This window comes from Methylobacterium sp. J-070 (assembly GCF_022829385.1).
Taxonomy (GTDB): Bacteria; Pseudomonadota; Alphaproteobacteria; order Rhizobiales; family Beijerinckiaceae; genus Methylobacterium.
In genome coordinates this window covers 1-11,774 of the sequence record NZ_JAKSXX010000252.1, presented here as the reverse complement: position 1 = coordinate 11,774, position 11,774 = coordinate 1, and the positions used below count along the sequence as shown (strand labels likewise).

Genomic DNA, 11,774 nt, shown 5'->3' with positions numbered 1-11,774 from the left:
GGACGCCTCTTCCCCGCGACGCCCCTCTTCTGCCATCCGCCCTTGCCTTCGGCGGGCGGCTGGGCGGCCCGACGGGTGATCCCCGGGCGCGCCGGGTTTGCGTTGAAGGCCCCGTCGCAGGCCCCCTCGGCTTCGAACTGGCGGGTGACTTCCTTGGGGATCAGCGCCCTGCAGCTCGGGTTGCCGTCGCAGTCGGTCGCCACGAGGCTGCGCAGGCCGTGGACGAAATCGGCCTCCGGCGCGTCGGCGCGCCGGACCTCGACCACGACGTCGTGGAACTCCTCGCCGGCCACGACGCGCTCGATCGGGTAGTGGTTGGGGGTGACGTGGTTGCGGTAGCGCAGGGCGAAGCGCTCGCGATAGGCGTCCACGGTCTGGCCGAGCTCGTCCAGGCTCTCGGCGCCGTGCATGGCGAGGGCAGCCGCGTTGGCGTACGCGATGGTCTGGTCGGGCTCGACCAGGATCACGCCCTCGCTCAGGCCGGCGATGATCTGCCGGAGCTCATGCCTGTCGACGCCCGCCGTCACCGCCCGCCTCGTCCCTTCGTGTCGTCACTGCGCGGTCGGCAGCGACGCACAAACTGGTTGCGCGCAAGTCGGTTCCCTCAAAGTGGTTATTTTCCTGGTATACACGCATCATTGAGGCGGTTGGTTCGGGTCTGAGAGCAATGCTTGCTCCGTCCCTCCGGCCGTCGGCCAAGGACAGGCTTCGATCCCGGCCGGCCGTGACAGTCCCTCATCGTGCCTGACATCGATGGGCTGCTGGCGTGCGAGGCGCAGCGCGGCGCCGTGATCTCGCATACGCACCGCGTGCCGGGGCGTAGCCTCCGTGTTTATTATCCAGAAGTTGTGTCGATCGATGAAAGATCGCCCGTAGGGTCTGGACCGAACCGGGCTTCCGCGCGCCGTGTGAGGGTGCGATTCGAGGCCGCCGCTGCGGCCGAGCGGCCGCGATGGCGGCCCTGTTCCGGCGTTGGGACGCGCAATGGGCGGTGATCGCCCGTTCAGCCCTCAGGATCGACCGATCCCGCGGCGGCCGAACGACCAGGATCCATGGGCTCGCCGATGTCCCCGGCCGGCCCGGCGTCCTCCGGATGAATCCACGCCTGCCCCATGCAGTGATCACGGCACGCCAGCCGCGGACATCGCCCTCAAACCGAAGGCCAAAGCGTTGCTCCGCAGTTTTGAGCCAGCTGAGCCATCTTTGGGGTCGGGGTCCGAACCCCCTCGGCGCCACCACCACGTTTCGACGAAAATTCGGTGCGTGGTCACAGCCTGGACAGCCGAGCCCAGCCGCTTCAGGCCTGCCCCGCTCCACCGGTTGCCGCGACTGGACAACCGACTGTGCGCAATTGCACGGGACGGATTGATCTCCCCGCCATGGGCCGACGTTCTACCGGTAGATCCACCGGAGACTGGCCGCCATGCTGATCCTCAACCCCCTCACCGGCCAGACTGTCGAGATCGTCGTAGCCCGGCCCAAGCCCAGGACGGCTTGAGGTTGCAGCAGGTTACACCCATCTCCTGTAGGCCGCGCGCCTCCATGACCGCGCGGTAGGCCGGGCGCCTTCGCCTGCAGGCCATAGCCCGTCCCTGACATGCGCAGCACAGGCCTCGCTCTCACCGAGCGGAGCGCACCCATGACCCTGTCCGATCTCAACAAGCCGGCCGAACTCACCCTGTGGTCCAGCCGCACCCCGTCCCACACCGCGCCAGGCCGCCGCTTCCCGACCCTGCGCGCGGCGCTGGCCGCCGCGGCCCAAGCGCTCGACACGGGGGAGGCACAGCCCTGGATCATCACGGAGGCCGGGGACGTTCTGGCCCCCAGCTGGATCGCGTCGCATCGCCTGTAACAACGGGCCGTGGGCCGGCGCCCCGCGGTGTCCTGCCCCCCGCATGCGCCGACCCTCACGCAGCTCCCCGGCCAAGGCGTCCCGGGCGTGAGGTTGCCCCTACCGTGGCCGACCCTGGGCTGTCGTCCGAGGCGATCCACGAAGCCCGGCAGCTGCGCGACGCCGAGACGCCCGATCCCGTCGTGATCCAGCCTGCGTTCAACGGCTCGATCTACACACACAAAGGCGTCAGCTCCGCTTTTGATCGGCCTATGCAGCTCTAATCTATATATTCGTGAGCCTACCAAGCCCTGGAGACTCGATCATGAGCCGCCTTATCTCCCTCACGCTGCTGGTCGCTGGCGCAGCCGCCGTCGCCACCCCAGCCGCAGCACTGTCGAGCAAGGAGTGCTCGGCGAAATACCAAGCCGCCAAGCAGGCCGGCACGCTCAACGGCCAGAAGTGGAACGACTTCCGCAAGGCCGAGTGCGGCACCGCCGCGGATGCCTCGACCAGCACCGTCGCAAACCCGGTCGCACCATCCGCCGCACCCGCTGCGCCGGCGCCGACCACGACGGCATCGCGGGCGGCACCGGCCCCGGCGGCCTCGTCCGGGTCGGCCGCCTATCCCCGGGCCGTTGATCCAAAGTACGCCAAGGAGTCGGCCGGCAAGGCCAGGATGCACACCTGCCTCGACAGCTACAACGCGGCCAAGGCTGCGGGCACGCTGGGCGACGCCAAGTGGATCCAGAAGGGCGGCGGTTACTACTCGGCCTGCAACAAGCAGCTCAAAGGGTAAGGGCCGAACATCTGGCGTTTTCGCCAGATGCGCGCCGCACGGTCTCGCCCGGCGGCAAGGTCTGCTGGATGGATACCCGGCCGGATCGGCCGGGCGCAGCCAGAGCCCAATGTCCGGAGCGGGCCGCCGGCGACAGGCAGCTATCCCGTGCCGGGTCAGTCGGGCGGGACGCAATCGGGGCCCGTTGCGTTGGTGCGGCACCGGTCGTGTGGAGAGCCAGAATGGCAGACGCCTTTGCGCCGCGGCTCGCCGTGTTGGTTGTCGAGGACAACCCCATCCAGCTCATGGAGGCCGCCGCGGCCCTGCGCGAGGCGGGCTTCGAGGTTGCCGAGGCCTCGACCGTCGAGGCCGCCCAGGCGCATCTGGCAGCCCGGCCCGAACTGGTCGCCATGGTCGCGGACGCGGACTTGGCCGGCGAGCCCCTGAGCGGCTTCACCCTGGCCAAGGCTGTCGCGGCACGCTGGCCCGAGCTCGCCATCCTGATCGTATCGGGGGTGGAATGGCCGGGCGCGGAGCAGATGCCCATGGGGGCACGGTTCCTGCGCAAGCCGTTCGCGCCGGAGGGGCTTGCCGAAGCCCTCCGTGTCGTTCTGGCGGCGCGGGGGATCGGCCCTTGAGCCGACCGCCCGCGCAGGCCACGCGCTAGTCCGTCAGCGCGGCCAAGAGCGAGAACGATGTGGCGAGGACGAACGTGCCCGCCACGAGGGACGCGAGCAGCAGCATGGGAAGATCCTGTCGGGATGCCGATACGGTTTTGCTGTCCCAACGCCCAAGGTCAAGCTCGGTTGCGCAGGACCAGCCCCGATCCCCAGGCACTACGGCGGCGGGGTGGGCCGCACGAGCCAGGTGACGGACGCGAAGGCACCCAGCCACGACCCGACGGCGGCGAAGGCCACGTAGACCGCGTTCTCCGTGTAGCTGATCACGGCGAACGCGGAGAGCAGATACCAGCACGCGCTCCAGTTCGCGGCCGGGATGCGCCGGCGAGCGGCCACGGCGGCGTTGAAGAACACGTAGGCTGCATCCGTGACGGCGGTGGCGGCGACAACGCCCACGGCGATCAGCGGATCGATGTTCAGCATGGGGCTCTCCCAGGGTTGCCTGGGAGATGTCAGCCGTGCGGCCGGGCCTCGGCAAGCGCGCGGCCGGCAGGGTGGTGTCTCGGGCTGGCGCTTGATGAAGCCGATCCGGACCGACCTGTCGCCGGCTGAGCGCGCCACCGCGCGGCACAAGGCGCTGCCTGCGGATCGGCAGCCGGCCTGGGCAGCCGCTACCCTTCGATCATATACTGGGACGGCGACCGCATCACTTCCGAAACAAATCTCAACACTGCATTGAGATCGTCCGACGCAAATAAAGCGTCGCCCGCGTTGATGCCGTTGAAGATCTTAACCAAATACCCGCCGGTGGTCGCCCGCTCTACGATCAGCTGGACGTTTTTGGTAAAAGCCATTGCCGATTGTCCGTAACTACCATGTCAATCACTAAGCCGGCGACTGAAATATCGTATAAGCGATCACAGTAATAAGCGGCAGATCACTCCGTATTTATACGTGTTGATACAGGCGCCGCGATGCCCCGCGCGTACTCCGGTTCGTTCGAAGGTCGCCGGGAGCCGACCGTGAGAGCCGCGGCCGCGCAGTCGGCGCGTCAGTCCACCGCGCAATCGAGCAGATCGCGTCTGCGCTGTTCGGAACTCGCCCGGGCCTCGTCCTGCCAGCTGGCTTCCGGCGGGTCCGGGTCGGCCCTGACCGGCCGCTCACCGAGCATGTACAGGCTGCGGGGATCAGCGGGCAGCGCCCCCGTGGTCTCGGGGTCCCGGTCGCAGTCCCGAGCCGGCTGATCGGCCCCGGCGAGCGCGGGGCCCGCCCATACGACCAGGGCCGCGGCGATCGCGAGCAGCTTTCTCATGGGGTGTTCCGGATGAGCCCGTGTCGGCACAGACACCGCACCTGCGGTTGAGGCGAGGTAGGGCCGGACGGCTTAACGGAGGGTTCGGGACACCGGCCACATCTGCGTGAGTGGGGCAGGCATGCAGGCCGGGAATCCGGTCCCACCGCGCTCCCCGGTCGCGGGGCGGCGGGGTCTATGCCGTGCGTGTACGGCCGGCCCAGGCGCGAGGCGGCCCAGGGCAGGATGGCGCAGCCGGGTTAGGGCGTGGTGAGCCGGGCCGGCCGGGCCTTGCGCCGGAACAGGCCGCGCAGGAGCCGAAAGGGAAGGCGCACCAGTTTGTAGAGCGCGTGGGCGATCATGACGGCGAGGACGGCAACCAGCGCCAGGATGGTGTTGAGCAACGGAGGTACTCCGGGCGGCGTGAATACGGCGGCCCACCACCGCCGCCGGCTCCAAGAGGCGCGCCGAACGCGGCGGCAGTGTGATGCCCGTCACCAGGCTCGGCGAGTTGGGCGAAGGCGCGGTCCGATCACCGCACGCCGCCCTGGGTGGCCGACGGCGACAACCGACGGCGGCCGCCATCCGTGCGACGCGCCGATGCGACGTGCGGATTGAAGCAAGCTGGAACACCTGTTGCTGTTTGTGACTAGCGTGCGCGAGCACACATCGGTGTCCCGCCATGGACCGAACCCCGGATCGATTGCGCGCAATCCCGGTTGCCAGACGCTTCAGGAGTTTCCTGCCGCACCAATCCCGACAGGAGATCAACATGCTCAAGACTGCACTCGCAGCCGCCGTCATCGCGGCCCTTGCGACCCCGGCCTTTGCCCAGGCCGTCATCGAGAGCCCGACCGGCACCACCGTGATCGTGCCGCCCGGCGCACCCGGCGTCGTCACCCGTCAGCCTGGATCGACCGGCGATGCACCGGCCGCGACCTACTCCCCAACCGGTCGCGCCGCGGACGGTATCGCGACCGACAGCGCCGCCGCCGGCAACGAAGGCCAGCCGTCGCGGGTCGGCTCGACCAGCAGCGGCGGCGGGAAGTGACGGTCTAGACACGGCCGCGGAACGGGCCTCGCCCCCGGCGCAGGCCGGTTCGTTTCCGGAACCACGACCCTCGTCGGCCCGCCCGGCTCGCCGGCGCGGGCATCGTCCTGCGCGAATCCCGGCCGCCTTCAGGCGCGTCAGGACGTCGTGCCGCCGTGCGGCGCGCAGATCCGGCGAGCCGCCTGCGCGCCCGCGCTTCCACCGAGACCCGCGTGCGATCCCCTCCGGCCGCTTCGGCGCGGGGCCTTCTTGCGCTCCGTGCGACAGAGTTTGCTGCATGTTGTGGCGCGCGGACGCGCGATGCGCTTACCTGCGACCTCAGCCCGAGACCGACTGCAGCCCGCCCGGCCCAGCGCCGCGGCGGGCATTTTTCGGGTGCCGGATCCCGCGCCGGACAGGCCGACGCGCCGATCACGCGGGCCGCGATGGATTCGTCCCGACGCCTGTGGTGGTTCTGACCGGACCGGTCTTCTGGACCGGGCCGGACGCGAGGCGATTGCAGGGCGGCGGCCCTGGTTATGGTTCAGTTGCGCAGCGGCTTCGCGTCGATCTGGAGCCGATAGATCGCCGTCGGAAACTTCACCGCCGACGCCTCGCCTCCGTTCATCGTCGGCGTGCGGTTCATCTGCGCCGCCGGGATCCAGAGGCCGCCCTGCTCATCGATCCACATGGCGTCGACCCAGACCAGGCGTGGGTCCTCGACGAGGGTGCTGACGTTCCCGTCCGGCGTGATCTTGAGGATGCGCAGACCGTCCGTGTCGCTCGCGTAGATCGTCCCATCCGCGTCGATCGCGGTCCCGCCGGTCGCCACGGTGGCCGCAAACAGCTTCACGTGCTTGGCCCGCTCCGCGTCGCTCAAGCCGGCATCATCCAGATAGCGGGTCTCGATGCTGTAGAGCGGGCCGGTGCAGGCTTGATAGTAGAACGTCTTGCCGTCTGGGGAGACTTCCAGCTGGTCGGCGTGGATGAAGAGCAGCTTGCCCTTGTCATCGCGGAGCACCCGACCCTGACCGGTGAGCGGCCGCTGCGCGATGGTCGACCAGTGCCCGTCGAGGGCTCGCCTCAGGGCACCCGTGTCGAGGTCCAGCACCAGCAGCCCCGGTTGGCCGGCATCCGTCAGGTAGACATGGCGGCCGTTGAAGCGGAAGTCGTCGATGAAGCTCCGATCGGTTGTCGCCGCCTGCAGGGGGTAGACCTTGCGCACGGTGTTGGTTGCCAGATCGATCTGCACGAGCTTGGGACCACCGGGCAGCGGCGCCTCGCCCATGCCGGGCGCGCCCTTGTCGACCACCCAGAGATCGCCGTCCGGACCGATGCGGATGGCGTTGACCGCCACGAACGCCTTGGCCGGGTCATCGCCCTGCTTCCACGCGTTCCACGCCTCGTCGGGGAAGGCGACCGGCTTACCCTCGCGCCATTCGCCGAGCTCGATGCCCTTGCCCTTCGTCTGGCGCTGGAACGGCGAGAACAGCCGACCGTCCTGCGTCCGCGTGAAGCCGTTGAAGACCAGGCTGTCCGATTGCAGCATCGGCTTGAGCGCGTCGGGGCCGACCTGGGCGTCGGCCGCGCGGCCGAGGGACGTCAAGCACCCGGCGAGCAGGAGGGCGAGGATCGGGAGACGGGCCATAGGCGATCACGCGTGTTGCGGTGGCAGCATGTCCCGCTGCAAGACCTGAGATCCCGACCGTGTTCCCGCCGGGTGGGCTGCCGTGCGCTCAGCCGCGGGCGGTGGCGCCTCAGCCCGGTGCGTCGGGCGATCTCGGACGCCACCGCGGCGTGAGCGCGGTCAGTGCCCGCAACGGGCGCGCGCGCGGCTGTCGGACCCTTGGCTCATCCCGTCCCGGGATGCGGCAACGGGATCGCCGCGCAGGCTCAGTGTCGCGTCCGGCCGAGCCTGTCGGTCTTCAGCGCGCTGGCTGCGACCACCGGTCCCCGTCGGTCCGCCTCGACGGCGATGGCCCCGGCGGCGGCGTGCGTTCCTACTGACGCGGAACAGGCGCCGGCGGCTGGGGCGATGCACCGGGCTGGCCGGGCGCCTGCGGGATCGTGTTCGATGGGGCGGGCGGGGGCTGGTTCGATCCTGGCCCGAGCGAGCCTTGATCGTTCTGCAGCGTCTGGTTCGCCTGGGTCTGGATCTGGTCGGCGGTCTGCTGGCTGATGAGGCCGTAGGAGACAGCCGCCGCCAGGGCGATGGCGACCACCGCCCCGATGATCGTCTTCGTGAGCTTAGGCGACATCGCGGCGTCCCTCCCTTCGTGATCGTGCGGCCATCAGCGCCTCTTCCACGGGGCGGGGGAGGGGGTCACCAGACGCCCAACAGATGGCCGCCGGCCAGCACGACGACCACCAGGGTCACGGCTGAGACGGCACTCTTCTCCGCGGATCCGGACATTCTGTGGGAGCTGCGCCGGCGCGTTCGAGGCCGGAAGGCCACGATCTTCGGATCCGTCAGGTGCTGGGTCAGGCTGTCGGGTAGCCGGCGCTTCGATGGCCCCTTGCGCATTCGCTCACCCCTGAGATCGCCTCGCCGTTGAGACCTCCGCTGCGAGACGGCAGACACGGTCCGTGCCTGACGATCTGGCTGTCGGAGAAGGATGCAATGCCATCCTCTGAGGCGACCCGCTCAAAGGCCTCATAGCACTCGCCGGCCTCGCGAAACAGGCCCGTCCACGCCAGTGATGCCACCCCCGTGGTCGACGCCCCCCCGTGTCCAGTCCTCATCCGCCCCGGCGAACCGGTGAATATAGACCTCGACGGTGAGCCCGTCGCGCGCGACGCGACCACCCGGCGGCGAGACCGCAAGGGCGCGGTCCAACGTCCACGGATCGCCTCCCTGCGTTCTGCAGCCTCGCTCACCGCCTCACGCAGGACCGTCGGCCAAGACGGAATGGTGCCATGAAGGAACCGGACGGCGCCGATGACACCCTTGGGCCGCCTGGGATGAGCCGAGGCCTCCCCACCGTCCGACTTCAGAGATCCCGCCCGGGATGTGCGCGTGGCCGGGATGCGGCCCGTCCCGCTGTTCGCATGACGCCGCCCTACGAAGCGCGGACTCTGTTTCGAATTGTGATTGCCGGGGTGGATGTCCAGTCCCGGCTTTGGCCTAGTCTGACGTCACGCGCGGTGTCCGGAAGAGGCCGATGCGCTGGAGGTCCTCAATGACGCCGTACACCGCGCATGCCGCAGCCCTGTGCCTTGCGTTGATCGGAACGCCCGTTCTGGCGCAGACAGCCGAACCGCCCAAGCCCGCGGGGCCGCCACAGGCCCCCGCCGGCGGGACGCCCGAGAAGATCCCGTTCGGCCTGCCCTACGGCGCCCCGATCACCTACGAGCAGGCCAAGACCATCCTGGCGGCCGCGGAGGCCGAAGCGAAGAAGCGCGGCTGGCCGATGAACATCTCCGTGGTCGACACGCACGGCGAACTCGTTCACTTCGCCCGCCTCGACGGCGCACAGCTCGCCTCGATCCGCATCTCGCAGAACAAGGCCCGCACGGCCGCCCGTTGGCGGCGCGAGAGCCGCGTGTTCTTCAACTTCTATGCGGCGGGTTCGAACTACTACGGCACCCTCGACCCCGATCTGGCGGCCTCGCCTGGGGGCATTCCGCTGGTGGCAGACGGCAAGGTCATCGGCGCGATCGGCTGCTCGGGGGGGACCGGAGATCAGGACGCGCTGATCTGCCAGGCGGGGGCGGAGGCGCTGAAGTAGGCCCGACACCGCCCCTCTGGCCGAGGCTCTGCGCGAGGCCGGGCGTTCCGTGACGATGGGGCCGCCCGGCCTTGCGGGCAGACTCCATCGGTCGGTCAACCCTGGCCGGATATCATTCCGCCCTTACATCGACCGATCCCCGTGCCTGCCTTCCGCACCGTTGTGGTAGTTCGCCAGAACGAGCGCGGTTGTCGGCTCATCTCTACACCGGGACCTCACATGCTGGGTTGGTTTCGCGCGCTGATGCCGAAGGAGGACCGGTTCTTCGACCTCTTCGAGCGTCATGCCGCCACCTTGGTCGACGGCGCGGCCGCGCTCAGGGCGCTCCTCGACGGAACGGAGGCCATTCCGGCGGCGTGCGCGGCCATCGCGGCACACGAGGACAAGGCCGACGCGATTACCCGGGACGCGCTCCTGGCGGTCCGCCGCACCTTCATCACGCCCTTCGACCGCGGCGACATCCAGGCCCTGGTCACCGCCCTCGACGATGCCATCGACCAGATGCTCAAGACCGCCAAGGCGGTGCAGCTCTTCGAGGTGACGGCCTTCGAGCCGGCGATGCGTGAGATGGCCAGCGTGATCCAGGAGGCCGCCAGCGTGGTCGCCGAGGCTCTTCCGAAGCTGCGAGCGCTGAACGAGAACGCGACCGCCTTGAACACCCTGACCGAGCGCGTCATCCAGCTGGAGGGCCGCGCCGACGACCTGCACAACAGCGGGCTGAAGGCGCTGTTCAAGGTCTCGCGGCAGGACCCCATGGCCTTCCTGGTGGGGTCCGAACTCTACGATCATCTGGAGAAGGTCATGGATCGGTTCGAGGATGTGGCGAACCAGATCAGCAGCATCGTCGTCGAACACGTCTGAGCCGAGGAGCCGCACGCGTGACGCTCCTGATCGCCCTCATCGCCGTCGCCCTGTTCTTCGACTTCCTGAACGGCCTGCACGATGCCGCCAACTCGATCGCCACCATCGTGTCGACCCGGGTGCTGGCGCCGCGCTTCGCCGTGTTCTGGGCGGCGTTCTTCAACTTCGTGGCCTTCCTGGTCTTCGGCCTGCACGTCGCCGGGACGGTCGGGTCCGGCATCATCGACATCGCGGTGGTGGATGACCGCGTGATCCTGGGCGCGCTGGGCGGTGCAATCACCTGGAACCTGCTCACCTGGTATGCCGGCATCCCGTCCTCCAGCTCGCACGCCCTCATCGGCGGCCTCCTCGGAGCCGGCGTCGCCAAAGCCGGTTTCGGCGCGATCGTCTGGCCGGGCGTCATCACCACGAGCGCCGCGATCGTGCTCTCGCCGGCACTGGGTTTCGGGCTCGCGCTGCTGCTCGTGCTGGGCGTCTCGTGGACCTTCGTGCGCTCCACGCCAGCCGCCGTGGACGGGCTGTTCCGGAACCTGCAGTTCGTCTCGGCCTCGCTCTACTCCCTCGGCCACGGCGGCAACGACGCCCAGAAGACCATGGGCATCATCGCGGTGCTTCTCTACGCCCATGGCGCGGGTGACGGTGCGTTCCATGTGCCGCTCTGGGTGGTGCTGTCCTGCCAGTCCGCGATGGCGCTCGGCACCCTGCTCGGCGGCTGGCGCATCGTGCACACGATGGGTTCGAAGATCACGCGCCTGACGCCCATGCAGGGCTTCTGTGCCGAGACGGGCGGTGCCCTGACCCTGTTTGCCGCGACGGCGTTCGGGATCCCGGTCTCGACCACCCACACGATCACCGGTGCGATCGTCGGTGTCGGCGCGGCGCGGCGGGTCTCGGCGGTCCGCTGGAACGTGGCTCAGGGTATCGTGGTCGCCTGGGTGGTCACGATGCCGGCGGCGGCTCTGGTGGCCGCACTGGTCTACGGCGTGGCCGGCCTCGCTCTGCCGTAAGGTTGCGCTTCACGCGACCCTGACCGAGCGCCTCGGAGGCCCGCGAGCGCGCTCGTTGCAGGCCAAGCACAGCTCGTCGGGCTTCAGCCCGAGGCCTCGGGCAGCCCCCGCAGACTGGGGTCGCTGCTGGCAGACGAGGCGACCACGTCCGGCCTCCGGCGCACGATGGTGGTGCCCGCCATCATCGAGGCTTCCCGGTTCAGCGATGCGGGGCGCCGATCCTTCTGGAAGATGGAATATCGGGACTGAGAGCGGCTGCCCTCCGCGCGGCCAACAAACTCAGGATTGACTTTCGCTCATTTCTACACCGGAATGATGTATTGATATAATAATAATTAACTGATATAGCTCGGCATCAATTGATTTTTGCCGATATTAATCTGCCCTCAATTCGGAATTGTCTCTGATGAGAAGCCCAGAAAGCGGGCGGCTTCAATCAGAAAGATCGAACGATGTCGTCCATCACCCTGTCGTCCGCGACGCGCCGGAACCTGCTCTCGCTGCAGGACACCGCGACCCTGATGGCGACCACCCAGAACCGCCTCGCCACCGGCAAGACGGTCAACTCCGCCCTCGACAACCCGACCAACTTCTTCACCTCCCAGGCCCTCGACAGCCGCTCCACCAG

15 protein-coding genes and 1 pseudogene are annotated in these 11,774 nt (G+C 68.8%); 9 read left to right on the top strand and 7 right to left on the bottom strand.

What is annotated here, in order from left to right; all coding sequences use genetic code 11:
- On the bottom strand, positions 1–527 hold a 527-nt coding region (locus tag MKL01_RS30025; RefSeq protein ID WP_243908841.1), incomplete at its 3' end, for a PAS domain-containing protein.
- A gap of 1,112 nt (positions 528–1,639) precedes the next feature.
- Here MKL01_RS30025 and MKL01_RS30020 point away from each other — a divergent pair.
- The 4 genes from MKL01_RS30020 (at position 1,640) to MKL01_RS30005 (ending at position 3,247) form a co-directional block, all read left to right on the top strand.
- Positions 1,640–1,852 (top strand): hypothetical protein, encoded by a 213-nt coding sequence (locus tag MKL01_RS30020; protein WP_243908840.1) that lies wholly within the window; start codon positions 1,640–1,642, stop codon positions 1,850–1,852.
- Between the two features lie 104 nt (positions 1,853–1,956).
- The gene (locus MKL01_RS30015; RefSeq protein ID WP_243908839.1) at positions 1,957–2,115 is read left to right on the top strand and encodes a hypothetical protein; all 159 of its coding nucleotides are present in this window, start codon (positions 1,957–1,959) and stop codon (positions 2,113–2,115) included.
- 41 nt (positions 2,116–2,156) lie between these two features.
- Positions 2,157–2,630 carry a hypothetical protein gene (locus MKL01_RS30010; protein WP_243908838.1) on the top strand — a complete coding sequence of 158 codons (474 nt, stop codon included), beginning with the start codon at positions 2,157–2,159 and terminating at the stop codon, positions 2,628–2,630.
- 221 nt (positions 2,631–2,851) lie between these two features.
- Positions 2,852–3,247, top strand: a complete 396-nt coding sequence (locus MKL01_RS30005) for a response regulator (RefSeq protein WP_243908837.1) — start codon at positions 2,852–2,854, stop codon at positions 3,245–3,247.
- Positions 3,248–3,445: 198 nt separating this feature from the next.
- Here MKL01_RS30005 and MKL01_RS30000 read toward each other — a convergent pair whose 3' ends face one another.
- The 4 genes from MKL01_RS30000 to MKL01_RS29985 form a co-directional block, all read right to left on the bottom strand.
- Positions 3,446–3,712 (bottom strand): hypothetical protein, encoded by a 267-nt coding sequence (locus MKL01_RS30000; RefSeq protein WP_243908836.1) that lies wholly within the window; start codon positions 3,710–3,712, stop codon positions 3,446–3,448.
- A 188-nt stretch (positions 3,713–3,900) separates the two neighbouring features.
- On the bottom strand, positions 3,901–4,083 hold the full coding sequence (locus MKL01_RS29995) for a hypothetical protein (RefSeq protein ID WP_243908835.1): 183 nt from the start codon (positions 4,081–4,083) through the stop codon (positions 3,901–3,903).
- A gap of 197 nt (positions 4,084–4,280) precedes the next feature.
- Positions 4,281–4,541 carry a hypothetical protein gene (locus MKL01_RS29990; protein ID WP_243908834.1) on the bottom strand — a complete coding sequence of 87 codons (261 nt, stop codon included), beginning with the start codon at positions 4,539–4,541 and terminating at the stop codon, positions 4,281–4,283.
- A 239-nt stretch (positions 4,542–4,780) separates the two neighbouring features.
- On the bottom strand, positions 4,781–4,924 hold the full coding sequence (locus tag MKL01_RS29985) for a hypothetical protein (protein ID WP_243908833.1): 144 nt from the start codon (positions 4,922–4,924) through the stop codon (positions 4,781–4,783).
- A gap of 278 nt (positions 4,925–5,202) precedes the next feature.
- Between MKL01_RS29985 and MKL01_RS29980 the strand changes: the two genes are divergently transcribed.
- Positions 5,203–5,571 carry a hypothetical protein gene (locus tag MKL01_RS29980; protein WP_243908832.1) on the top strand — a complete coding sequence of 123 codons (369 nt, stop codon included), beginning with the start codon at positions 5,203–5,205 and terminating at the stop codon, positions 5,569–5,571.
- Between the two features lie 523 nt (positions 5,572–6,094).
- Here MKL01_RS29980 and MKL01_RS29975 read toward each other — a convergent pair.
- Together MKL01_RS29975 and MKL01_RS29970 are read right to left on the bottom strand one after the other, a co-directional pair.
- The gene (locus MKL01_RS29975; RefSeq protein ID WP_243908831.1) at positions 6,095–7,198 is read right to left on the bottom strand and encodes an SMP-30/gluconolactonase/LRE family protein; all 1,104 of its coding nucleotides are present in this window, start codon (positions 7,196–7,198) and stop codon (positions 6,095–6,097) included.
- A gap of 352 nt (positions 7,199–7,550) precedes the next feature.
- The gene (locus tag MKL01_RS29970; RefSeq protein ID WP_243908830.1) at positions 7,551–7,808 is read right to left on the bottom strand and encodes a hypothetical protein; all 258 of its coding nucleotides are present in this window, start codon (positions 7,806–7,808) and stop codon (positions 7,551–7,553) included.
- Positions 7,809–8,729: 921 nt separating this feature from the next.
- On the opposite strand from MKL01_RS29970, the gene MKL01_RS29965 reads away from it, so the two are divergent.
- The 4 genes and pseudogenes from MKL01_RS29965 to MKL01_RS29950 form a co-directional block, all read left to right on the top strand.
- On the top strand, positions 8,730–9,278 hold the full coding sequence (locus MKL01_RS29965) for a GlcG/HbpS family heme-binding protein (RefSeq protein ID WP_243908829.1): 549 nt from the start codon (positions 8,730–8,732) through the stop codon (positions 9,276–9,278).
- Positions 9,279–9,497: 219 nt separating this feature from the next.
- Positions 9,498–10,139, top strand: a complete 642-nt coding sequence (locus MKL01_RS29960; RefSeq protein WP_243908828.1) for a DUF47 domain-containing protein — start codon at positions 9,498–9,500, stop codon at positions 10,137–10,139.
- A 17-nt stretch (positions 10,140–10,156) separates the two neighbouring features.
- Complete coding sequence (locus MKL01_RS29955) at positions 10,157–11,146, top strand: inorganic phosphate transporter (RefSeq protein ID WP_243908827.1); 990 nt, start codon at positions 10,157–10,159, stop codon at positions 11,144–11,146.
- 452 nt (positions 11,147–11,598) lie between these two features.
- Positions 11,599–11,774 (top strand): annotated as a pseudogene (locus MKL01_RS29950) (flagellar protein); the annotation flags it as partial.

Excerpts from the sequence above, each read along its gene's own strand:
- MKL01_RS29975 (WP_243908831.1), bottom strand. The coding sequence starts at position 7,198 with ATGGCCCGTCTCCCGATCCTCGCCCTCCTGCTCGCCGGGTGCTTGACG.
- MKL01_RS29990 (WP_243908834.1), bottom strand. The coding sequence starts at position 4,541 with ATGAGAAAGCTGCTCGCGATCGCCGCGGCCCTGGTCGTATGGGCGGGC.
- MKL01_RS29970 (WP_243908830.1), bottom strand. The coding sequence starts at position 7,808 with ATGTCGCCTAAGCTCACGAAGACGATCATCGGGGCGGTGGTCGCCATC.
- MKL01_RS29960 (WP_243908828.1), top strand. The coding sequence starts at position 9,498 with ATGCTGGGTTGGTTTCGCGCGCTGATGCCGAAGGAGGACCGGTTCTTC.
- MKL01_RS30000 (WP_243908836.1), bottom strand. The coding sequence starts at position 3,712 with ATGCTGAACATCGATCCGCTGATCGCCGTGGGCGTTGTCGCCGCCACC.
- MKL01_RS29980 (WP_243908832.1), top strand. The coding sequence starts at position 5,203 with ATGGACCGAACCCCGGATCGATTGCGCGCAATCCCGGTTGCCAGACGC.
- MKL01_RS29995 (WP_243908835.1), bottom strand. The coding sequence starts at position 4,083 with ATGGCTTTTACCAAAAACGTCCAGCTGATCGTAGAGCGGGCGACCACC.
- MKL01_RS29965 (WP_243908829.1), top strand. The coding sequence starts at position 8,730 with ATGACGCCGTACACCGCGCATGCCGCAGCCCTGTGCCTTGCGTTGATC.
- MKL01_RS30005 (WP_243908837.1), top strand. The coding sequence starts at position 2,852 with ATGGCAGACGCCTTTGCGCCGCGGCTCGCCGTGTTGGTTGTCGAGGAC.
- MKL01_RS30020 (WP_243908840.1), top strand. The coding sequence starts at position 1,640 with ATGACCCTGTCCGATCTCAACAAGCCGGCCGAACTCACCCTGTGGTCC.
- MKL01_RS30010 (WP_243908838.1), top strand. The coding sequence starts at position 2,157 with ATGAGCCGCCTTATCTCCCTCACGCTGCTGGTCGCTGGCGCAGCCGCC.